Origin of the sequence: Campylobacter sp. RKI_CA19_01116, from assembly GCF_025771405.1 — a bacterium.
In the GTDB taxonomy this organism is placed as follows: Bacteria; Campylobacterota; Campylobacteria; order Campylobacterales; family Campylobacteraceae; genus Campylobacter_D.
Genome location: NZ_JAKMQF010000003.1, coordinates 169951 through 193598 on the forward strand (window position 1 = coordinate 169951; position 23648 = coordinate 193598).

Annotated in this window: 25 protein-coding genes; 17 read left to right on the forward strand and 8 right to left on the reverse strand. The window is 29.6% G+C overall.

Annotation, left to right across the window (positions count from 1 at the left end):
• From L8U41_RS03655 to yajC, 7 genes are read right to left on the reverse strand one after another with little or no spacing between them, the layout of a single operon-like run.
• On the reverse strand, positions 1-1368 hold the full coding sequence (locus tag L8U41_RS03655) for a hypothetical protein (RefSeq protein ID WP_173787453.1): 1368 nt from the start codon (positions 1366-1368) through the stop codon (positions 1-3).
• 1 nt (position 1369) lies between these two features.
• Positions 1370-1867 (reverse strand): LPS assembly lipoprotein LptE, encoded by a 498-nt coding sequence (gene lptE, locus L8U41_RS03660; RefSeq protein WP_039668573.1) that lies wholly within the window; start codon positions 1865-1867, stop codon positions 1370-1372.
• Positions 1864-4293 (reverse strand): leucine--tRNA ligase, encoded by a 2430-nt coding sequence (gene leuS / locus L8U41_RS03665; RefSeq protein WP_263727845.1) that lies wholly within the window; start codon positions 4291-4293, stop codon positions 1864-1866. The genes lptE and leuS overlap by 4 nt, the downstream gene beginning before the upstream one ends.
• Positions 4294-4301: 8 nt before the next feature.
• Positions 4302-4643, reverse strand: coding sequence for a DUF6394 family protein (locus L8U41_RS03670; protein WP_039618681.1), 342 nt, complete (start codon positions 4641-4643; stop codon positions 4302-4304).
• Positions 4644-4645: 2 nt separating this feature from the next.
• A complete protein-coding gene (gene secF, locus L8U41_RS03675) occupies positions 4646-5617 on the reverse strand; it encodes a protein translocase subunit SecF (RefSeq protein WP_263702138.1) in 972 nt (323 codons plus the stop codon).
• A complete protein-coding gene (gene secD, locus L8U41_RS03680) occupies positions 5617-7197 on the reverse strand; it encodes a protein translocase subunit SecD (RefSeq protein ID WP_263727846.1) in 1581 nt (526 codons plus the stop codon). Before secD ends, secF begins: the two co-directional genes overlap by 1 nt.
• Positions 7190-7465 (reverse strand): preprotein translocase subunit YajC, encoded by a 276-nt coding sequence (yajC, locus tag L8U41_RS03685; protein WP_012661754.1) that lies wholly within the window; start codon positions 7463-7465, stop codon positions 7190-7192. The genes secD and yajC overlap by 8 nt, the downstream gene beginning before the upstream one ends.
• Here yajC and L8U41_RS03690 point away from each other — a divergent pair.
• Positions 7435-8757 carry an apolipoprotein N-acyltransferase gene (locus L8U41_RS03690; protein ID WP_263727847.1) on the forward strand — a complete coding sequence of 441 codons (1323 nt, stop codon included), beginning with the start codon at positions 7435-7437 and terminating at the stop codon, positions 8755-8757. The two genes, yajC and L8U41_RS03690, sit on opposite strands and share 31 nt — an antisense overlap.
• A gap of 10 nt (positions 8758-8767) precedes the next feature.
• Here the strand turns inward: L8U41_RS03690 and metK are convergent, their stop codons facing one another.
• A complete protein-coding gene (metK, locus tag L8U41_RS03695; protein WP_039628549.1) occupies positions 8768-9961 on the reverse strand; it encodes a methionine adenosyltransferase in 1194 nt (397 codons plus the stop codon).
• A 129-nt stretch (positions 9962-10090) separates the two neighbouring features.
• On the opposite strand from metK, the gene sstT reads away from it, so the two are divergent.
• From sstT to fliE, 16 genes are all read left to right on the forward strand, one after another.
• Positions 10091-11317, forward strand: coding sequence for a serine/threonine transporter SstT (gene sstT / locus L8U41_RS03700; RefSeq protein ID WP_263702142.1), 1227 nt, complete (start codon positions 10091-10093; stop codon positions 11315-11317).
• Positions 11318-11326: 9 nt separating this feature from the next.
• Positions 11327-12205, forward strand: a complete 879-nt coding sequence (locus L8U41_RS03705) for an aspartate carbamoyltransferase catalytic subunit (RefSeq protein WP_263727848.1) — start codon at positions 11327-11329, stop codon at positions 12203-12205.
• Positions 12206-12209: 4 nt separating this feature from the next.
• The gene (locus tag L8U41_RS03710) at positions 12210-13931 is read left to right on the forward strand and encodes a M3 family oligoendopeptidase (protein WP_263727849.1); all 1722 of its coding nucleotides are present in this window, start codon (positions 12210-12212) and stop codon (positions 13929-13931) included.
• Positions 13924-14370, forward strand: a complete 447-nt coding sequence (locus L8U41_RS03715; protein ID WP_074691700.1) for a hypothetical protein — start codon at positions 13924-13926, stop codon at positions 14368-14370. Before L8U41_RS03710 ends, L8U41_RS03715 begins: the two co-directional genes overlap by 8 nt.
• The gene (locus L8U41_RS03720; protein ID WP_263727850.1) at positions 14367-16430 is read left to right on the forward strand and encodes an ATP-dependent helicase; all 2064 of its coding nucleotides are present in this window, start codon (positions 14367-14369) and stop codon (positions 16428-16430) included. Before L8U41_RS03715 ends, L8U41_RS03720 begins: the two co-directional genes overlap by 4 nt.
• Positions 16427-17245 carry a tRNA pseudouridine(55) synthase TruB gene (gene truB, locus L8U41_RS03725; protein WP_263727851.1) on the forward strand — a complete coding sequence of 273 codons (819 nt, stop codon included), beginning with the start codon at positions 16427-16429 and terminating at the stop codon, positions 17243-17245. The genes L8U41_RS03720 and truB overlap by 4 nt, the downstream gene beginning before the upstream one ends.
• Complete coding sequence (gene csrA, locus L8U41_RS03730) at positions 17239-17466, forward strand: carbon storage regulator CsrA (protein WP_012661763.1); 228 nt, start codon at positions 17239-17241, stop codon at positions 17464-17466. Before truB ends, csrA begins: the two co-directional genes overlap by 7 nt.
• Complete coding sequence (locus L8U41_RS03735; protein ID WP_263727852.1) at positions 17463-18218, forward strand: 4-(cytidine 5'-diphospho)-2-C-methyl-D-erythritol kinase; 756 nt, start codon at positions 17463-17465, stop codon at positions 18216-18218. The genes csrA and L8U41_RS03735 overlap by 4 nt, the downstream gene beginning before the upstream one ends.
• Complete coding sequence (smpB, locus tag L8U41_RS03740; protein ID WP_039668585.1) at positions 18218-18673, forward strand: SsrA-binding protein SmpB; 456 nt, start codon at positions 18218-18220, stop codon at positions 18671-18673. The genes L8U41_RS03735 and smpB overlap by 1 nt, the downstream gene beginning before the upstream one ends.
• 13 nt (positions 18674-18686) lie before the next feature.
• Positions 18687-19304 carry a thioredoxin domain-containing protein gene (locus L8U41_RS03745; protein WP_263727853.1) on the forward strand — a complete coding sequence of 206 codons (618 nt, stop codon included), beginning with the start codon at positions 18687-18689 and terminating at the stop codon, positions 19302-19304.
• Entirely contained in the window at positions 19288-19581 is a 294-nt protein-coding gene (locus L8U41_RS03750) for an ATP-dependent Clp protease adaptor ClpS (protein ID WP_263663090.1), read from the forward strand. The genes L8U41_RS03745 and L8U41_RS03750 overlap by 17 nt, the downstream gene beginning before the upstream one ends.
• On the forward strand, positions 19578-21707 hold the full coding sequence (locus L8U41_RS03755; RefSeq protein WP_263727854.1) for an AAA family ATPase: 2130 nt from the start codon (positions 19578-19580) through the stop codon (positions 21705-21707). Before L8U41_RS03750 ends, L8U41_RS03755 begins: the two co-directional genes overlap by 4 nt.
• Complete coding sequence (gene aat, locus L8U41_RS03760; protein WP_263727855.1) at positions 21682-22323, forward strand: leucyl/phenylalanyl-tRNA--protein transferase; 642 nt, start codon at positions 21682-21684, stop codon at positions 22321-22323. The genes L8U41_RS03755 and aat overlap by 26 nt, the downstream gene beginning before the upstream one ends.
• A 91-nt stretch (positions 22324-22414) precedes the next feature.
• Entirely contained in the window at positions 22415-22846 is a 432-nt protein-coding gene (gene flgB, locus L8U41_RS03765; RefSeq protein ID WP_039668590.1) for a flagellar basal body rod protein FlgB, read from the forward strand.
• A 10-nt stretch (positions 22847-22856) separates the two neighbouring features.
• Complete coding sequence (gene flgC, locus L8U41_RS03770) at positions 22857-23351, forward strand: flagellar basal body rod protein FlgC (protein ID WP_039618718.1); 495 nt, start codon at positions 22857-22859, stop codon at positions 23349-23351.
• A 3-nt stretch (positions 23352-23354) separates the two neighbouring features.
• The gene (gene fliE / locus L8U41_RS03775) at positions 23355-23648 is read left to right on the forward strand and encodes a flagellar hook-basal body complex protein FliE (RefSeq protein WP_039668591.1); all 294 of its coding nucleotides are present in this window, start codon (positions 23355-23357) and stop codon (positions 23646-23648) included.

The window sequence follows — 23648 nt, forward strand, 5'->3', positions numbered from 1 at the left end:
CTAAGCTTTTTGCATTAATTCTTTTAAAATATCGCCATCTGGAAATTCTTTTTTTTCTATACAAGAAGATGATAAAACAAGTCTAACTACTTCTTCTTTATAAATAAATTTATAATCATCTATAAGTTTCAAAGCTTTTTCCGTAAAGATTTGAGCATCTTCTAAGCTTTTACCCGGAAAAACAATTAAATAAGAACTTTCATCTAAAATCCAAATTTCAGCTAAATTTTTACATAAGTCTTTGAGGATTTTTTTAAACTTCCCACTAATGGTTTTAAAACTATCAATACCATAAGCATTAATAACATGTTCTATATTATTGATTTTAAAGAAAGATAAAGCATAATTAACCGCATAAAGCTTATAATTTTCATCAAGTTTTTTAAGCTCTTGAGCAAGACTCCATTGTTCTCTTTGCTCATCATCGCTTGTAGCTTGAATTTGAGTTTTAATTTGAGCTATTTGCTCGTTTGCATACAAAAGCTTATCTTTTAATGTATCAAAATTAACCTGCACATTACCATTTTCATCTTTAGTTAAAGCATTAATAAATTTCACATCTTCTTGGCTATTATCATAAAGCTTTGAAACCATTTCATTGAGGCTTTCTAAATGTTGATTGAAAAAAGAAAGATTTTTTTGTATGTAGTATTTATCTATTGCTTCTTTTTTTTGTAGCATCAAACAATATTCATGTGCAAATTCTTTTCTAGCAATCAATCTAGGATTTTCTTTTAATTTTTGCTTAAATTGCTCTACTTCTTTACTCTCACCAAATAAAGGTTCCAAAGAAGCTAGTAAAAGTTCAGCTTGTTTTTCATAAGAACGTTCTTTTAGCATAGTGATAAGTTTTTCTATTAAAGCATGAAAATCCAAAAAAGCTCGGATATTAAATTCTTCTAATTTTTTTAAGAGTTCTCCATCTTCATAAGATTTTTCAAGTTCTTTCCATTTAGCTCTTAAAAGATATATGGTTTCTAAATCCATAGCTTGGGATAATCTGTGTTGAGTAATTTGAGCAAGCTCTTTGATTTTTTTATCTTTACTAATACTAAGTTGTTGAATGATTAAGCCAAGCAAAGCATAAACATCTTCATATTTTCTACTTACCTGTCTATTGAGCCTAGAGACTAAAAACATCAAAAACTCATCAATAGTTCGAATACTTTTTCCTTTTAATTCTTGTTTGTAAGAATCATCTAAAAGATTGGTGTATTTTTCTATTCTAGCTTTATTTGAACTCATCACTCCTGCTTTTTTAGCACACTCTTCAAACACCTCGCTATAATTTTCAGGAGTTGGATATAACTTACGCTCTTTTAGTTTTATCAATGTTTCTTTTGCAATTTCATTGATATGACTTGCCATTTTATTTATAACCCCTAATAGCTATAATAGAAACAAATTCATCAAAAGCTTCACTTGATGCATTTTTAATCGCTTCAAATCTTGCTTGATCACTGATGATAGAGTTTGGATTAATATCAAAATTATAACTTCCTTTAGTATTTACAATTTCTTCCTTGCCATTTTTATAACGCAACACAAACTCCAAATAAAGCTCTGCTTTATAATTAATCACATAACCATTTTTATCATAAACCATAGGATGAAATTCTAATTTTTTCATCGTGACTATAATAGAACTATCTGCATTATACTCATCTGTGATTTTTCTACCAAGCTTATTAAGCATGGCTTCTCTTAGAATGTCTGTTATGTAAACACTGTTTTCAGGATCTTGTTTGCTAATATTGATTTTTAAAAATACATTTTCACCCAAAACCCTACTTGCCATCTGCGAAGAGGGAATATATCCACAAGCTATGATGAAAAAAGCAAAAAACAACACTAGATATTTTTTCATTTAATCACCAAATTTACTAATTTCTTGTCAATATAAATTTCTTTTACTATAGTTTTTCCTTCTAGCCATTTTGCGACATTTTCTTTAGCTAAAGCTAAAATCTCATCTTCTTTAGCTTCTGAATTTATTTCAATCTGTGCTCTTTTTTTACCATTAACACTAATAGCTATATTAAAGCTATCCTTTATAAAAACCTCATCTTTTATTTTTAATACTTTAAAATTTTCACATTTAAATAAATGCTCACTAAGTTCAAAACAAACATGAGGGATGATAGGCTCTAAGATATTTAAAATAATATAAAAAGCTTCTTTTGAAACTTCTTTATGATTTATAGCATTTAAAGCATTTAAAGCCTCCATACATGCAGCTATTAAGGTATTAAAGGCAAAGCTTTCTTCATAAACTTCGAAAGATTTTTTCAAAGCTTCATATACTTTTAATCTAGCATATTTTTCTTCTTTATTTAAACTTTGATGATCAATTTCTTGTAATTTTCCACATTCTAAACTCATAGCCTTTTCATAAAGCCTATTGATAAATTTAAACGCACCTTCTAATGCACTATCGTTCCATTCAAGTTCTTTAGCAGGTGGTGCAGCAAACAATATAAACAATCTTGCACTATCTGCTCCATATTTTTCTATAATATAATCAGGATCAACCACATTCCCCTTAGACTTACTCATCTTAGCACCATCTTTAGTGACCATTCCTTGGGTTAAAAGTCTATTAAAAGGCTCATCATCTTTTAAATAACCCAAATCTCTAAGTGCTTTTTGGAAAAATCTAGCATAGAGTAAATGCAATATCGCATGTTCAATCCCACCAATATATTCATCAACATTCATCCAATAATTAACACTTTTTTCATCTACTGCTTTTTCTTGCCATGTTTTATCATCACTTGCAAAACGCGCAAAATACCAAGAACTTTCAAAGAAAGTATCTAAAGTATCGCTTTCTTTTTGTGCTTTTTTACCACATTTTGGACAAACGCACTCTTTCCATGTTTCATGCTTATCAAGCGGATTTCCTTCTCCATTTATCACCACGTCTTCAGGCAAGGTAATAGGTAAATTTTCTATTTTTTGAGGGACTATGCCACAAGAGTCACACTTAATCATTGGTATAGGAGCACCCCAATATCTTTGTCTAGAAACACCCCAATCACGAATTTTAAAATTGGTAACCTTTTTACCAATACCCAAAGATTCAATTTTTAAACTAATTTTTTCTCTAGCATCATTGCATTCTAGTTGATCAAATTCGCCACTATTAATTAAAACGCCTTCTTTTAAAGTATAACACTGTGTATCATTTTCATCTTTATAAATTACTTTTTTTATAGCCAAATTATAAGTTTTTGCAAACTCATAATCTCTTTCATCATGAGCAGGTACACTCATAACAGCACCACTACCATAATCACTTAAAACAAAATTAGCTACCCATAAAGGAATTTTTTCTTTGCTTAGTGGATGGATTACATAAAGATTTAAAAAATATCCTTCTTTTGGTGCGGCTTGTCTTTGGCGCGGTGTTTGATTTTGTATATTTTGAATTTTAGCTATAACATCTTGATCTAGTAATTTTTTATCAATTAATTCATTTACTATTTCATGATCAGGCGCTAAAGCAATGTAAGATACTCCATAAATAGTCTCAGCTCTTGTGGTAAAAACATTGATTTTTTTTGCACTGATTTTATTATTTTCTTCTATATCAAAATCAAAACTAAGCCCTGTGCTTTTACCTATCCAATTCTCTTGCATAGTTAGAACTTGACTTGGCCATTTTCCTTCTAATTTTTTAAGATCTTGCAATAATTCATCTGCATAAGCGGTAATTTTTACATAATATCCTGGCATTTTTTTTCTAATGACTTCATGCCCACAACGCCAACATTTGCCATCTTCAACTTGCTCATTTGCTAAAACTGTTTTATCATTCTCACACCAATTAACTTCAGCTTCTTTAGTATAAACAAGCCCTTTCTCATACATTTTGATGAAAAATTCTTGCTCAAATTTAGTATATAAAGGATCAGAAGTAGCAAGCATTCTTTTTTTAGAAAAAGAAAAACCCAAAGAAGCAAGCTCATTTTGCATATAATCAATATTTTCATAAGTCCATTTTTTAGGATGGATGCCATGTTTAATCGCAGCATTTTCAGCAGGCATACCAAAACTATCAAAACCTATAGGATGTAAGACATTAAAACCTTTTTTTCTATAATATCTAGCCATAGCATCGCCTATGCTATAGTTTCTCACATGTCCCATATGAATTCTACCACTTGGGTATGGAAACATAGATAAAATGTATTTTTTTGGCAAAGAAAAATCATCTTTTGGTTCAAAATATTCTTTTTCTTGCCAAATTTTTTGCCATTTTTTTTCTATTTTACCTGCTTCATATGCCATTTTCACTCCTAATTTTCTTCTTGATTTTTTACTGAATCAACTATAACTAAAATCATTGAAAAGATATTAGCTATCAAAGCACCAATTGCTAAAGTATAAACCATAACATTAGCTTCTGGATTAATTTGTATTAAAGCAAAAGCTGGAATTAAATGCAAATCAGCCACCAAAGAACTAGCAAATAATTCAGCTGCTAAGAAATTTCTAACCCCAATTTTCAATAAAGTAGAAATTAAATTCACACAAGCTGCAATAAATAAAGCAACTTCATTTTGATCATATAAAAATCCTGCGGTTGTAGTTAAGCTCATTAGAGCAAAAAAGATATAAATAACCTTACCCCAATTCATTTTTACACTGTTCCTTTTTCATACATCGCTCTTAATTTCTCTTTTTCTTGTTTTTTCTTTACTTTTTCTAATTCTTTTTGACGATACTGCGCAACACTAAATTTAAACCATAAAAGTGCTGGACTTGCTACAAATATAGAACTCGCAGTACCTGCTACAATACCCACTATCATAGTTAGAGCAAAACCTTCTATCATAGATCCACCAAAGAAATAAAGCACTACAACAGTAATTAAAGTTAAACCCGTTGTTAAAGTAGTTCTTGATAAAGTTGCAGAAACTGATTCATTGATAATTAAATCAAGTTTTGAATTTTTACTTATTTTAACACCTTCTCTAATCCTATCAAAAATAATAATCGTATCATTTAAAGAATACCCAAGTACGGTTAAAACAGCCGCCAAAATATCTAAATTTACATCTATTTCGAACAATGCAATAGCACCTAAAGTAATGACTATATCATGAATTTCACACACAATAGAAGCCATAGCAAAACGCCATTCAAATCTTACTGCCAAATAAATCAAAATAGCAATCAAAGAAATTCCAACCGCCATAAGACCTTTATTACGCAGTTCATCTCCTACTTTTGGACCTACTACATCCACACGGCGCACTTCAAATTTACCTGTATCTTTTAATAAATTTGCAATACTTACTCCAATATCACTTCCTAAACTATCACTACTTCCTGAAAAACGAATAATCACTTCATTAGCACTACCAAATTCAGTAACACTAGCACCTTTTAAATTTTCATTAATAGCTAAAGCTTTGCGAATTTCAGCCAAAGGAGCTTTTTGCTCATATTGAAGTTGCACCAAAGTTCCACCGGTAAAATCAATACCAAAATTCAAACCCTTAGTAAAAAGGATAAAAATAGAACCAAAAAATAAAATAAAAGACAAAGAGATGGCTGCAAATCTCATTCTCATAAAATCATAAACATGTTTTTGACTAAAAAATTGCATTAAGGTCTCCTATATCCAAACCATAATCTTGTGTTATTGCTTTTTTCCATACGATTCATAAACATTTCAAACATACCATGAGTTCCAACAATAGAAGTAATCATCGAAACTAAAATCCCAATACTCAAAGTCACCGCAAAACCTTTTACTGCACCTGTTCCATAAGCATAAAGTACCACTGAAGTAATAAGCGAAGTAATGTTAGAATCTAAAATCGCACTCATTGCATGCTTATAACCATTTTCAACACTTTGCCTTATACTAGCACCTTCTCGCAATAACTCCCTAATTCTTTCATTAATAATAACATTAGAATCTACTGCCATACCCACAGTAAGCACAAGTCCTGCCATACCAGGTAAAGTTAAGGTTGCACCAAACATAGCCATTACAGCAATAATCACTAAAATATTTGCCACTAAAGCAATATTAGCAAAAATTCCTGCTATACCATAATACATCACCATAAATGCAATAACTAATATAGAAGCACCTGCTAGGGCTATCATACTCATTTTAATACTATCAGCACCCAAAGATGGTCCAACACTTCTTTTTTCAAGCATTTTAACCGGTGCTAAAAGTGCCCCACTTCTTAAAGCAATGGCCACATCATGAGCTTCTTCAACAGTAAAGCTACCACTAATTTGACCACTACCCCCACCTATTCTTTCATTAATTCTTGGAGCTGAATATACTTTATTATCTAAAACTATAGCTAAGCGTTTGCCTACATTATTTCCTGTATAGTCTCCAAATTTTTTAGCACCTTCTGAATTTAAGGTAAAATTAATCACAGGAAGATTATTACTTTGCGCAAAGCCTACTTTTGCATCTGTTAACATAGAACCATCAAGAATAGGTATAGATTTTACTAGATATTTAATTTGAGGATTTTTTGCATCTTCAAAAATCAAGTCTCCATATTCAGCAGCTTGAGCTGGAGTAAGATTATTTACCTGATCCATTCTAACATCATCTACTTCCATTAATTGCAAATGTGCAGCTTTTGCGATAAGCTCTCTAGCTCTAGCCTCATCTACAGCAGTTTTAATACCTGGAAGTTCGACTAAAATTTTATCCTCACCTGATCTTGCTACATTTGGCTCTGCAAGACCAAATTGATCAAGTCTATTTCTAATGGTTTCTACAGCTTGTAAAATAGCTTGTTCATGAGTTAATTTAATTTCTTCTTGGGTTAAAGAAAGTGTGTAGTGTAAATTTTCGTGTGTAATAGCCAAGCCTTTAATGTCTTTTAATAACAAATCAACCTTAGCTACATCATTTTCATCTAATAAACTAAATTCAATACTAGTATCATTTACTTTGATTTTATCAACAATAATATCTTCTTTATTGATAGAATAACTAAGAGAAGAGGCTATGGATTTAACCTTTGATTTAACCGCCTCTTCTACTTCTACACCTAATAACATATGCAAACCACCTTGCAAATCAAGTCCTAGGTTGATCTTAGCACCACTTTGGGTTTGCATAAAAGAAGGTATGGAAAAAATTAATCCTATAAGAAAAACTACAAAGAAAATGATACTTCTATAAGTAATTTTTCCACTACGCATCAATTTTCTTTGCTATGAAATCTCTAGAAATTTTTACAACTACATTTTCATCATTAAGCTTAACTTTGATAAAATCCTCTTCTGGTTTTACCACCTCGCAAATTATCCCACCATTTGTGATGATTTTATCTCCTTTTTCTAAAGATAAAACCATTAATTTGTGGTCTTTTGCTTGTTTTTGCTGTGGTCTGATAACCAAAAAATAAAAAATCGCAAAAAGCACAATGAGAGGCAACAATGAAGTCCAAATATTTCCGTTTTCTGCCATTTCTTCCCCTTTTTTTAAAGTTCATAAATTCTAATTCTACCACTTTTAAAATAATAAAAGCCTTTTTTTCTGCACTTTTATTGTCAAATTTTATTTATTTTTCTTTTTTTGAAAATTTACTTTTTGAATTTATTTCACCATTTTTAAGTATATATGGTTTGATTTTATTGCTAAGAAATAAAAGTAAAATAGGATATTTTTATACCGGATTTTTTGTAGGAATTTTATGGTTTTGGTGGATAGCTTTATCATCAATTTATTTTGATTTAGCTTATTTAATTCCTTTAGAAATTATCTTAATCGGATTAATTTATGGATTATTATTTTTAGTATGTTTTTTTCTTAAATATGATTTTTTAAGGCTTTGTGGGATTTTTTTACTTAGTTTTGTTCATCCTTTTGGATTTGATTGGCTAAATTGGGGTGTTTTAAGTGTATATGGAATCTTTGATGCAAGTTATCAAGGCATTATAGCTATGTTTTTGATTGCTTATTTTTATTATGAAAAATATATTTCAAGATATTATAAAATAGCAATCATTTTAATCCTTATTCTAATCGGAGCTCAATATAATCAAAAACAACCACAAACACTAAATTTAGACTATAAATTAATTCAAACTAATATCTCCCAAGATCAAAAATTCATACAAGAAAATTTACAAACTCATTCTAAAGATATATTTTATCAAATCAATCAGGCCATAAAAGAAGGCAAAGAAGCAATTATTTTTCCTGAAACAGCTTTTGCCTTTGCTTTAAATAAAGCACCAAGTTATTTGCAAGCTTTAAAAGATTTATCAAAACAAATCATCATCATCACAGGTGCTATAAGTACCACACCTAATCATCTATACAATAGCACTTATGTATTTGACAATGGTAACATACAAGTTTTTAACAAACATTATCTTGTACCTTTTGGAGAAGAAATTCCTATATTTAAAAACTTTTTTAAAAAATATCTTTTAAATATTGATGAATTTTCAAAAGGAAAAGAATTAAATCAATACATTCTAAATAATCAGCTCATCACTAATGCTATCTGCTTTGAAGCTACAAAAGAAAAACTTTACAAGAACTCAAAGATCATCATCGCTATTTCAAACAATGCTTGGTTTAATTTTTCAAGTGAGTATAAATTACAAAATTTTCTAATGCGTTTTTATGCAAATAATTATAATGTAAGTATATATCATGCAGTTAATGGAAAAGAAAATGCAGTAATTAAGCCAAAAGAAGTATTGATTTTAAAGATAAAAGAAAAACTTTTAAAGCAAAATGAAGCTTAAAAGCTTCATTTTATAATGCCTTAAATTCATCAAGTGCGTCTAATTTTTCCCAAGGATAATCAGCTTGACCCACTTGACCACGAGCAGCTACATCAGCATACATGAAAGTATCTTTACTTGGTTTATCAAGATTGAATTTATTTTTAATCCAATTTGGAGTTAATGGGAAAGTTTTCATTACAAAATCACTTAAAATATCATCATTTAATCTTGTGTTTGTTCCCATACAATCCACACTAACAGAAGTTGGTTTAGCTACACCTATAGCATAAGAAAGCTGCACTATGCATTTTTTAGCAAGACCTGCGGCTACGATATTTTTAGCAAGCCATCTTGCTGCATAAAGCCCACTTCTATCAACCTTAGTATAATCTTTAGAAGATTGTGCTCCTCCGCCTATTGGAGCATAACCACCAAAGCTATCTACTATAAGTTTTCTTCCTGTTAAACCACTATCATGTAACGAGCTGTGATTTACATATTTTCCCGTTGGGTTGATTAAAATTCTTGTTTTTTCCGGACAAAAAAGTTCTTTTGGCAAATTTGAATCCAAAATCAAATCCATCACCAAAGCTCTTAGATCTTCTATTTTCATACTTTCAACACAAGGAGCTGAAACTACAATAGTATGGATGCTTTGAGGTTTACAATTTTCAAAATTTTCTTTATTTACATAATCAATTGTCACTTGAGTTTTAATATCCACTCCAAGTTTATCAGGATTGTTTTTTGCAAACTCATATACTTTATCACAAAGCATTCTAGCATAAGAAATAGCTGCTGGCATATATTCTTTTGCTTCATTACTTGCAAAACCAAACATTATCCCTTGATCACCCGCTCCAATCTCTCCATCTTCTTGATCAACACCTTGATTGATATCAGGACTTTGTTCATTTAAAAATACCATTACATCTAAATCATCAGGATGTAAACATTGTTTTTTGCTAAAATGTGGATGCCCATCATAGCCAATATCTGCCAAAGCTTTTTTTACAATATTTTCATAATCTTGTTTTTCTAGTTTATGTTTTGATTTAATCTCACCACCAATTACTACTTTATTTCCTGCTACAAAAACCTCACTAGCAACCCTTGAATCTTTATCATGAGTTAAAAAAGCATCCACTATAGAATCAGCTATAATATCAGCACATTTATCAGGATGTCCTGCACTAACAACTTCAGAAGTAAACAAATACATATTTTATATTCCTTATCATAAAAATTCTAGCTTTATTTTAACATAAGCTAGCTTAAAAATAAAAAAGCTTATTTAAGCTTTACTTTGTTAGAATAAATTAAAAATTTATCACTACAAAAAAGGTAAAAAATGAGTTTATTTTCTTGTGCAATCAAACGCTATAAAGATGGAAATCTTATTTTACAAATTTGCATAGGTATTATTTTAGGAATTTTAGTAGGTGTTTTTTCTAAAGATTTAGCTATTTTTGCAAATATTTTTGGTGCTTTATTTACAGGAGCTTTAAAAGCCATAGCACCGATTTTGGTTTTTATCTTAATCTTAACAACTATTTGCACAAAAGAATTTAATCATGGAAGCGAAAAAATAAAACATATCATTTTCTTATATATATTTGGAACTTTTTTAGCTTCTTTAAGCGCGGTTAGTATAAGCTTTGTCTTTCCCGTAGAATTAGTATTAACCGATATTGAAAAAGCTTCTACTACAAGCCCTGCACATATAGGCGAAGTATTTAAAACCTTACTTTTTCAAATCGTAGATAATCCTATCCACGCCTTATCTTCAGGAAATTATTTAAGTATATTAGCTTGGGCCATAGGTGGGGGTTTTGCTCTAAGGCACTGTTCAAATGACGCAAAACAACTTTTTACTGATATCAACGAAGGTGTATTAAAAATTGTTAAATTTATAGTCAAGCTTGCTCCATTTGGAATTTTTGGACTTGTAGCAAATTCAGTTGCTCAAACAGGAGCAGCAGGACTTTTAAGTTATGTTAAATTATTAATAATTTTAGTTTTAACCATGTTTTTTGTAGCCTTTGTGATTAATGCTTTAATTGTCTTTGCTTATACAAAGAAAAATCCTTATCCTTTGATTTTTATTTGCTTAAAACATAGCGCTGTTTTTGCATTTTTCACAAGAAGTTCTGCAGCAAACATCCCTGTAAATATGGCACTTTGCTCTAAATTAAATATCAATAATAATTTATATAGTATTTCTATTCCACTAGGCGCTACGATTAATATGGCAGGAGCAGCTGTAACCATAGCCATATTAAGTCTTGCAGCAGCTCACACAGTAGGCATTGAAATAAATTTTTTACAAGCTATGCTTTTGAGTGTTTTAGCCGCATTTGCAGCTTGTGGAGCTAGCGGGGTTGCTGGAGGCTCACTCTTACTTATACCGCTTGCTTGCTCTTTATTTAATATTGATTATGATATAGCCATGCAAGTAGTTGCGGTTGGATTTATCATAGGGGTTATCCAAGATAGTGTTGAAACAGCTTTAAATAGCTCAACAGACGTTTTATTTAGCGCCATTTGTTCAGATAATGAGCTTAATTTAAAAATTTAAGGAGGGCTTATGAGGCATTTAATTACTACAAAAGATTTTAACAATGATGAAATCTTGGCTTTATTTAAAGAAGCAAAAGAATTTTTAGATGAAAAACCGCATACATTTTTAGAAGGAAAAAGTGTTACAACAATTTTTTTTGAAAATTCAACACGCACTCAATCAAGCTTTGAAACAGCTGCAAGAAGACTGGGTGCTAAAGTTTTAAAATTAGATGTTTCAAGAAGTAGCTCAAGTAAAGGTGAAACACTTTTTGATACTGCTGCGAATTTAGATGCAATGGCACCAAGTGCTATTGTAGTTAGACACAAAAACTCAGGTGTGCCTCATACTTTAGCAAATTATACTCATTGTCCTATAGTTAATGGAGGCGATGGCAAACATGCTCATCCTACCCAAGCCTTACTTGATCTTTTTACTATAATGGAGCATTTTGATTATAATGTAAAAGGTAAAAAAATAGCAATAGTAGGAGATATTAAAAACTCGCGCGTCGCTGCTTCAAATTTAGAATTATTACCTCGTTTTGGTATTGATATCACCCTAGTAGCCCCGCCTCATTTTATGCCAAATTATCCTATTAAAAAAACAAATAAATTAAAAGAAGTCATTGATGATGTTGATATTATCATGAGTCTTAGAACACAAACTGAAAGACACAATATTCCAACCTATGCATCGCTTAAAGATTATGCAAATGATTTTTGCATTAGTAAAGATTTAATAAAAGATAAAAATCTCATTATCCTACATCCTGGTCCTGTGCATAGAAACATTGATATTAGCGATGAAGTAATGGCTGATAAAAGATGTAAGGTTTTAACTCAAGTTAAAAATGGTGTTGCCATTAGAATGGCTGTATTAAAAAAACTCATTTTAGAAAGCTAAAATCATGCAAAATTGGAACTTAAGTACGTTATTTAAAGATGAGCAAGAATTAAATCTTTTTTTACAAAAAACCCAAGAAGAAGCTTGTGAATTTAAAAAACAATATGAAAATAATCTTCATAGTTTAGACAATGAGCAATTCTTACAGGCTTTAAAAAATTATGAAGAATTAATCTTAAAACTTTCTCACATACTAACCTATGTGTATTTAAATTTTGCACAAGATACCACCAAAGGTGCTTTTTATGCAAAATATGAAAATTTAAGTAAAAAAATAGAAGAAAATCTTTTATTTTTTGACCTTGAATTTTGCGAATTAAAAGAAGAAAAAAGCAAAACTTTCATCACATTTTGCAAAGATTATGAGTTTTATTTAAACAATCTTATCAAACACAAAAAACACAATCTTTCCAAAAAAGAAGAAAGAGTTATATTAGCTCTATCAAGTACAGGCTCAAATGCATTTGCAAGATTATTTGATGAAACCTTTAGTGCTTTAAAATTTAATTTTGAAGGGCAAAAATTAAGCGAGGAAGAAATTCTAAGCAAGCTTTATGATAAAGATAGAAGCATTAGAAAAAAAGCTTCAAAATGCTTTAGTAAAACTTTAAAAAAGCAAAACAAACTTTTAGTATATATTTTCAATATGATTAAAAGTGAACTTGCTAGTATTTGTGAGTTAAGATCCTATGAAAGTCCTGAAACTCCAAGACATATAAGAAATCAAATTTCTAAAAAAAGTGTTGATGCGCTTATTAGCGCTAGCGAAAATAGCTTTGATATCGTTTCTAAATTTTACAATGCAAAGAAAAAAATTCTAGGGTATAAAAAGTTAAAAGATTATGATCGTTATGCACCCATTGGAAAAGAAATGCAAGTTGATTTTGATCAAGGAAAGGATATAGTTTTAAAAGCCTTTGAAAAATTTTCTAAAGATTTTTACACCATAGCAAAAGAAGCTTTTGAGAATAATTGGATTGATGTCTATCCTAAAGAATTTAAACAAAGCGGTGCTTTTTCTCACTCAAGTACACCACTAAGCCATCCTTTCATACTTTTAAACTATACCAACCAAAGACGTGATCTTTTCACCCTAGCACATGAGCTAGGTCACACTATACATCAAAAACTTTCTTATAAAGTAAGTTTTTTAAATCAAGATACACCACTAACTACAGCAGAAACTGCTTCAGTGTTTGCAGAAATGTTGATTTTTGATTATATTAAAGAAAATTTAGACAAAGAAGAGCTTTTATCTTTATATGCAGCAAAAATAGAAGATATTTTTGCTACTCTTTATAGACAGATTAATTTTACTACTTTTGAACGCAGATTTCATGCTAAAAAAGAAGAGTTAAGCGCTCAAGAACTAAGTGAAATTTGGCTTGAAGAATCAAGAAAAATGTTTCAAGATAGCGTAGTTTTAACCAAAAATTATGGCCTTTGGTATTCTTATATACCGCATTTTATACACTCTCCATTTTACTGCTATGCTTATGCTTATGCACAACTTTTAGTTTTAGCACTTTATGGTCTATATAAAAGTGGTAAATGTCCTGATTTTACTTCAATTTATATTGAGTTTTTAAGTAGCGGGGGAAGTAAAAGTCCAAAAGAACTTGTAGCTATGTTTGGCTTTGATATAGAAAGTGATGAGTTTTGGAATATAGGCTTAGAGCAAGTTAGAATACTAGTAGATGAATTTTTAAGGCTAAGCAATGATTGATAAAATTTTAAATAATAAAAATTTTATAAGTTTAATGCAAAAAAGCATTTATGAGTGTTTGCAAATTTTAATCCAAGAAGATATTGAGTTTAATATCATTGTAAATACTAAATTTGTTACACTCGAACCTCCTTTGCCACCAGAATTAGATGTAGTGAGTAAAAATCCTTATTGTCTTTTTGCTCTTGGTGGTTATACTTTTAAATCTATAGTTTTAACAAATGAGCATATAGAATTTCATGCAGGTTTTGGGCCTGATGATTTTGCAACCTTTGTGAAAGTGGATTTAGGGGCAATTACTCAAATTCAAGTTGAAGATAATATCATTTTTGTTAATTTTTCAAACTATTTCAAAAAGCAAAATGATCAAAAATTAAAAGAAAAATCCATGAATGCTTTTTTAAATAATCCCAACAATAAAGATTTATTTAAAAAATGAGTTTTTTTGAAAGTTTAAATGATAGCCAAAAAGAAGCTATCATGCATATTGATGGAGCTATGCTGATACTAGCAGGTGCAGGTAGCGGAAAGACTAAAACCATTACCACTAGACTTGCTTATTTGATTGATCATGTAGGTATTCCTGCGCAAAATACCCTCACACTAACCTTTACAAATAAAGCTGCTAATGTAATGAAAACAAGAGCCTTAGCACTTTTACAAGATCAAAATTTACACAATCCCCTTTTATGTACTTTTCATAAATTTGGCTTGTTATTTTTAAGACTTTATAGCGAAAGAATTAATAGAGCAAATAATTTTGTCATTATCGATACAGATGATAAAAAGAAAATACTAAAAGATTTGGCTAGCGAAAATTTGCAAAGCTCTTTAGCAAGCATAGGTGCTTATATTTCAAATTTTAAAAATCAAAGCAAAAGCGCTCAAGAAATACGCAAAGAATTAGAATTTTTAAAAGATGAAAAAAACAAAAATTACGAAGAAATCATTCATTTATATGAGCAATATGAGCATTTTTTAATCCAAAATAATTTTATGGATTTTGATGATTTACTCATGCTAACTAATAAAATTTTAGAAGATGAACAATTTGCAAAAGAGCAAAGTCAAAAATATACTTATATAACAGTAGATGAATATCAAGATACCAATGCCTTACAATATCAAATTCTAAAAAAACTTTGCACGTCTCATGAAAATATTTGCGTGGTGGGTGATGATGATCAAAGTATTTATGGTTGGCGTGGGGCTAAAATAGAAAATATCTTAAATTTCAAAGAACAATTTAATAATGTAAAATTAGTCAAACTAGAGCAAAACTACCGTTCAACTAGCGCTATTTTACAAGCTGCAAATGAACTTATAGAGCATAATAGAAAAAGACTAGGAAAAACTTTAATTTGCACCAAAGATGAAGGCGAAGAAATTACAATTTTACAAAATGATGATGAGAAAATTGAAAGCTTTAAGGTTGCAAGAGAAGTTTCAAAACTTTTAAACTCAGGGATTAATCCTAGTGAAATAGCCATACTTTATAGAGTAAATGCCCTATCTCGCGCTCTTGAAGAAGCTTTTAGTAAAGAAAAAATTCCTTTTAAATTGCTAAGTGGAATTCGTTTTTATGAAAGAGCTGAAATTAAAGATATTATTTCTTATTTAAGATTACTTTCAAATTTAAATGATGATTATTCTTTTAAACGCATTATCAACCGTCCTAAAAGAAATTTTGGTAATGCAAGTTTAGAAAAGCTAGAAAATTATGCTAAAGAAAATCATTTGTCTTTATTTGAAAGCCTATGTGCTTTGCAAGGAAGTGGATTTTTTAGCAAAAAAACAGACAAAGAATTAGAAAAATTCATACTAAGCATACACAAAATCAAAGAAAAAGATGATTTGCTTGCAATGATTTTAGCCTTAGAAGAAGAATTTAAAATCAAAGAATTTTATAAAGATAATCCAGAGGGCGAAGATAAACTTTTAAACATAGATGAACTTTATGCTAACTTAAAAGATAAAATCACTCATGGAAATTATAATGGCTTAGATGATATTTTAAATGAAATTTCTTTACTTAATGAGCAAGATGGACTTGATAAAGAAAGTATTTGTATTATGAGTATTCATGCAAGTAAAGGACTTGAGTTTGATTATGTTTTTATCATAGGCTTAGAAGAAGGATTTTTCCCACTCACTAGCGAATCAAGCAATATAGAAGAAGAAAGAAGACTTGCTTATGTAGCAATCACTAGAGCCAAGAAAAAACTTTATTTAAGTTATGCTAATTCTAGATTTTATAAAGGAAGTCGCACAAGATTAGAAAAAAGTAGATTTTTTGGCGAGAGTAATGTAATCAAAAAAGAATTAACACTAGATCATCAAAAAAATTGCTATAAAAAAGGCGATTTAATCAAACATAAAATTTTTGGCATAGGCAGAGTCACCGGAGTAAGTAAAATAGGAGCTGAAGAAAAACTCACGATTAATTTTGGAGGCATAGAAAGAATGATAATGTCAAGTTTTGTGGAAAAAGTGATATGAATAAACTTTTTGTAGCTTACAAACCAAGTGGAATGAGTTCTAATGCTTTTTTAGGCAAACTCAAGAAAAAATATAAAAATAAAAAAGCAGGTTTTTCAGGAACACTTGATCCTTTTGCAAAAGGTGTTTTACTCATAGCCTTTAATCAATACACAAAACTTTTTCGCTTTTTTGATAAAAATCCAAAAGTTTATAAAGCAACGCTTTGGCTAGGTGTGCATTCACTAAGCCTTGATAATCAAAATATCAAAGAGATCAATCTTATAAATGCTTTTGAAGAGAAAGTTTTAGAACAAATTAAAAATGAACTTTTAGGTAAAATCACCTACACCCCACCCGCATTTTGTGCAAAAAAAATAGATGGAGTACGCTCTTATGAGCTTGCAAAAAGAGGTTTTGAAGTCAATTTAAAACCTTGTGTTATGGAAATTTTTTATACTAAAATTTTACACTATAACCACCCCTTTTTAACCATAGAAATAGCAGTTAGTGAGGGTTCTTATATACGCTCTTATTGTGAATTATTTGCTAGAAAACTTGGTATTAAAGCCACGCTAAGCTCATTAGAGCGTTTAAGTGAAGGAAGGTTTTTTTATGAAAATGAAAAAGAGTTAAATCCTTTAGCTTATTTAAATCTTAGAAAAAATACGATAAAATACCCCCAAAAATTACACAATGGACAAAAAATATTTTTGGACGATTTGGAAATTCAAGAAGAAGGTAGCTATATTTTAGAAGAAAAAGATTTTTTTTCTATCATTTCTATCCAAGATAATCAAGTGCAATATTATTTAAATAAGGTATTAAAATGTTAATTTTATCAAGAAAAGAAAATGAAAGTATAAAAATCGGAGATGATATAGAAATCAAAGTAGTTCAAACAGGCAAAGGCTATGCCAAAATAGGCATCGAAGCTCCAAAGTCTTTAATGATACTACGCAAAGAGCTTATCGAGCAAGTAAAAAGTGAAAATTTACATGCAATTAGTGATGAAACGATAAAACTTGATGATCTGAGTAAAAAGCTTAAAAAATGAAAGCTTACGCAAAAGCTAATATTTTTTTAAAAATCATAGGAATTGACTCAAGATCTTATCATTTATTACAATCACGCTTTGTTTTATTAAAAGATATTTTTGACGAGTTAAGCTTTAGTGATGAAAAAACCAAAGAAGGGTTTGAAATCACTGGAAATTTTACTCAAGATACCATCATATACAAAGCTTATAAAGAATTAGAAAATTTAGGATTTTCTAATGAATTAAATGAATTTTTTAAAGACAAAAGTTTAAAGCTTATCAAAAATATTCCCATAGGTGGAGGCCTTGGTGGAAGTAGCACTGATGCAGTGACATTTTTGCTTATGATTAACGAAGCTTTAAATTTAAAACTTAACCAACAACAACTTGAACAAATCTGCCAAAAACTCGGTTCTGATTTAATCTTTTTTTTAAGTGGATATGATAGTGCAAATGTTAGCGGGTGTGGCGAGATTGTAGAATATTTTGAAGATGATTTTACTCAACTTGATTTTACTTTTCCAGCTATTGAATGCTCAAGTGCAAAAGTATATAAAGCATTTGATGAAAGCTCATATGATTTAAAAGCGAATTTAAATTTAGCCAAAACACTTAAAACACTTAAAACAAGTGAAATTTTAGAGCATAAAAATACTGATTTAAACGACTTATTTGCTCCTTGTGTAAAAATTTATCCTAAAATGCAAACTTTTCTTGATGAGGCTTATTTTTTAAGTGGAAGTGGAAGTGGAGTTTTTAAGGCTAAATGATGAAAAAAACTATAGTAAAAAACAAAAAAGCTTTTTTTGATTATGAAATTTTGGAAAAATTTGAAGCAGGTATTGTTTTAAAAGGCTCTGAAGTGGTAGCATTAAGAGCTAGTAGAGCAAATTTAAAAGATTCTTTTGTGCGTATTATCAAGGGTGAAATTTTCTTACTTAATGCTCATATTTCTCATCTTAGTACTACACATTCTTTTTATAAGCATGATGAAAAAGGCGCGCGAAAACTTTTAATGCATAAAAAGCAAATCGATAGGCTTTTTGGTAAAATTAGCACTCAAGGCTTTACTATAGTACCATTAGAACTTTATTTTAATGAAAAAAATAAAGCAAAAGTCTTAATAGCCTTAGCTAAAGGAAAAAACTTACACGATAAAAGAGAAAGTTTAAAGAAAAAACAAGCAGATCTTGAGGCAAGAGCTGCTATGAAAAATCATTATTAAAAAAAGGATTTTGATGAAAAAATTTGCTTATTTATTTTTTACATTTGCTTTTGCATTTTTAATAAATGCTTGCTCAAGTGAAGAAAAAATCGAAAATGAATTTGCGTTTGCTGAGTATAAAATGGGCGATGAAATTCTTTTAAAAAGTGTCAATGGCGGTGAAAAAACCTTAGTAAGAACACAAAATGGTTTTATGGTAAAAGGCGAAGAGAATAAAATTTTAATGTTTGATTTTTTTGGAACCTTTTGCACACCTTGCCAAGAAGAAGCTACCCATCTAACAAGCTTATGGCAAAAAAATACAGATAATTTTATCATCATAGGGCTTAGTCATTTTGAAAATGTAAGCGATCAAACTGTTAAAGATTTTGCTATTAAATATGGAGCATATTATTTTTTAAGCAATTCTAAAGAAAATGATAGAATTGTCGCACAAGCTTTAAAAGATATCAACTATCAAAGTATGGAACAACTTCCTTTTAAAGTGGTTTTAAAAGATGGTATTTATCAAGATTTAACAGACTTTTGGAATAAAGACTCAAAAAATTATGTGAAATATTATCTTGGAAAAGTTTCTACTCAAACTATGCAAGAAGATATTACTAGGATATTAAATGGGTCTAAAAAGTGAAATTTTAGAGCAACAAAAACTAGCAGAACCTAAAATGTTTAAGGTTTTGCTTTTAAACGATGATGTTACCACTATGGATTTTGTAATTGAAATTTTAATGAATATTTTTCATCATGATTTTGAAAAGGCAAGTGCAATTATGCTTGAAATTCATCATCAAGGAAGTGGAGTTTGTGGTATATACACAGAAGAAATTGCACTTAGCAAAAAACAGCAAGTTGACATGGCAGCAAAAAACAATGATTTTCCACTCCAAACAAGGATAGAAGAACAATGAAATATAAAGAATTAATTGACTCATTTATACCAAATGCAAGACATTTAAGCTTTATCAATCATCATGAATTTATCACTTGCGAGCATTTGCTTTTTGCTTTAGTTAAACTTAGTAATGACTTTAAAAATCTACTTGAAGAAATCGGAGATGGTGATTTACAAGGCTTTGAAAATGAGTTAAAAAACTACTTAGCTAAAAATAACGAAATTTTAAAAAAAGAAATAGAACCTATTTTTTCTGTAATCTTGGAAAATATATTACACAAGCTAAATGCAAAAAATCAAACAAGTGTGATTGATTTTATCATTGCACTTTGCAAAGAAGAAAAAGCTTATTCTTATAATATTTTAAAAAAACACCTAATAGAAGAAGAAAAAATAAAAGAATTGTTACAAAATGCTGAATTTGAAAATTTAAAAACCCATACTATAGAGCTAGTTGAGCTTGCAAAAAAAAGCAAAATAGATCCTGTTATAGGTAGGAAATTTGAACTTGAAAGAATGATGCAAATTCTAAGCCGTCGCAAAAAAAATAATCCTATTTTAGTTGGTGAGCCAGGTGTTGGTAAAAGTGCCATTATAGATGGACTAGCGTTAGCTATAGCTGAAGAAAAAGTACCAAAACATTTAAAAAACTCAAAAATTTATAGTCTTGATATGGCAAGCTTGCTTTCAGGGACAAAATACAGAGGTGATTTTGAAAAAAGATTAAAAGATATCATTAAAGAATTAGAAAATATCCCTAATGCTATTTTATTTATAGATGAAATTCACACCATAGTAGGAACTGGCGCAAGCAATGAAAGCCATGCAGATATGTCAAATTTATTAAAACCTGCACTAAGTAATGGCAACATCAAATGCATAGGAGCAACTACTTTTATAGAATATAAAAACACCTTTGATAAAAACAAAGCCCTAAGTAGAAGATTTGCAAAAATTGATATAGATGAGCCAAGCGAAGAAGAATGTTTTTTGATCTTACAAGGCTTAAAAAGCAAATATGAAAATTTTCACAAAATCAAAATCAGTGATGAAATTTTACAAACAAGTATAAAACTAGCAAAACAATTTTTACATGATAAATTTTTACCCGATAGTGCGATTGATTTAATCGATGAGCTTGGTGCAAGCTTTGCTTTAGAAGATAAAAAAAGTAAAAAAATAGTAAAAATAAAAGATTTAGAAAATACTTTAGCAAGAATGACACATTCTCATAAAATTTATGAAAGCGATCAAAGTAAAATTCTTAAGAACTTAGAGCATGATTTAAAACAAAACATTTTTGGACAAGATGAAGCTATCAAGGCTTTATGTTCTACCTTAAAACAAAGCTATGCAGGATTAAAAGGTAAAAACACCCCAAAAGGCGTGTTTTTATTTACCGGTTCAAGCGGGGTTGGTAAAACCGAACTTGCGAAAAATTTAGCACAAATTTTAAACCTTAACCTTGAAAGATTTGACATGAGCGAATACTCACAAAAACATGATGTGAGCAAACTCATAGGAACTTCAGCAGGTTATGTGGGCTATGAAGATGGTGGCTTGCTTAGTAATAGTATTAGAAAAAATCCTTTTAGCGTAGTTTTATTTGATGAGATAGAAAAAGCTCATCCTGATTTAACTAATACTTTTTTACAAATTTTTGATAATGCAAGCTTGACGGATAATAGTGGATTAAAAGCTGATTTTAAAAATACTATTATCATTATGACTTCAAATTTAGGCTTAAAAGAAAGTAATGAGCTTGGTTTTTTAAGCAGTGATAAAGAAAAAAGCAATAAAGCCATAAAAGATTTTTTTGCGCCTGAATTTATCAACCGTATTGATAAAATCATTCATTTTAATGACTTAAATCAAGAAATTTTAGAACAAATCGTTCAAAAAGAGCTAGATTTAATGGCGAAAAATTTAAATAATATCACCATAGAAGCTGATAAAAAAGTAAAAGAATTTCTTGCTAAAAAAACTAATAATAAGGAATTTGGAGTCAGATTATTAAAACGCATTATTGCTGAAGAATTAGGAGAGAGATTAAGCGATGAGATTTTGTTTGGAAAATTAAAAAATGGTGGTAAATTAAAACTCAAACTTTCCAAAAATGAAAAAATCGAATTTGTATTCTAAACTTTTAAAAAGCCCTGATGATGCGCCTGTTTTTATTAGCGAAAAGCTAGAAGTAGATTTTATACCTCATGCTTATCGTCTAGGGCTTTTTCCATGGACTAGTAATCCTGTTACTTGGTGGTGCCCTTCTCCTAGAATGGTGCTTTTACCTGATGAAGTACGTATGCAAAAAAGCATAAAAAAAGCTTTAAAAACTTATGAAATAAGACTTGATTTTGATTTTAACTCTCTTATAAGCCATTGCGCAAAAAGAAAAAAAACTTGGATAAGTCAAGAATTTATACAAGTTTATACAAAGCTTTTTGAGCAAAATTTAGCTCATAGTGTTGAAGTTTATGAAAATGATGTTTTAATCGGTGGTTTATATGGACTTATCATAGGCAAAATATTTTTTGGCGAAAGCATGATAAGCCTTAAAAAAGATGCTTCAAAAGTAGCTCTAATAAGACTTTGTGAGCTTTTAAAACCATATGATTTTTTAATAGATTGTCAAGTGCCTAATGAGCATTTAAAATTTATGGGCGCTAAAGAAATGACAAAAAAAGATTTTTTAAAAACACTAGAAAAAAAAGTTTCACTTGAAAGTGGCTTTAAAAATTTCAAAAATTTACTATAAAAAGATATACTTATAGATAAACAAAATTGCATAAATATTTTGGAATGATTTTTGCTTTTAGTCTATAAAAGCTTTATTTTAAGGAAAAATTATGATAAGCCCTTTTAAATCAAAAGAACTTATTGTTGATGCTTTAGCAGGAAGAAACCTAAGAAGTCAAATGATTAATTCTAACCTTGCAAATGTTGATACTCCTTTTTATAAAGCAAGAGATATAGAATTTGAAACTGCTTTAGTTAATAGAGCAAATGAAATTTTTAAAAAGAAAGATACCAAAGAGCTTGAATTAGCAAGTACAAATGCAAATCATCAAAAACCTTGGAAATTTCCAGATCCTAATAAATCAACCATTTATTTAAGAGATGGACATTTGGCAAGAAATGATGCAAATACAGTAGATCTTGATGTAGAAACTACCGAAATGAGTAAAAATACTATGATGATTACTGCTTTAGATGGTGTTTTAAGAAGACAAAGTAATATTTTTTCAACCATCATAGAAACAAGCTCTAAATTAGGCTAGGAGAAAAACAATGGCTTATTTAAGTGATTTTGATATTAGCGGATACGGACTTAGCGCTCAACGCTTTAGAATGAATGTAATTAGCTCAAATATAGCTAATGCAAACACTACTAGAACAGCGGAAGGCGGACCGTATAGAAGAAGAGAAGTGATTTTTAAAGCGACTGATTTTAATGAATTACTAAATAAACAAATCGCTAAAGATAATAATTTTTTAGAATATGAAAATCCTTTAAACGACCCAGCTTCACAAAAAGATGCAAAACCTGCTATAATGAGCGTAGTAGTTGATAAGGTTGTAAGAGATGATAAAGATTTTCGTATGAAATTTGATCCATCTCATCCAGATGCAAATGAACAAGGTTATGTTGCTTTTCCAAATATAAACCCTGTCATTGAAATGGCCGATTTAATAGAAGCAACAAGAGCTTACCAAGCAAATGTAAGCGCTTTTACAAGCACTAAAACTATAGCACAAAGTGCGATAGATTTACTAAGAGGTTAATAAATGAACACTATTAATGGTATAAATCAATTTAACAATGTTAACAATAAAAATAATAACAACTCAAATAATATAGGTGATGAATTTTCAAGCTTATTAAAAAATTCTATAAACAACCTTAATAAAACTCAAGAAACAGCTGAAGCTGCTATGGTAGACATCGCAACAGGTGAAGTAAAAGACTTACACCAAGCAGCAATTGCTATTAGCAAAGCTGAATCAAGTATGAAATTTATGCTTGAAGTTAGAAATAAGGCTATAAACGCATATAAAGAAATTTCAAGAACTCAAATTTAA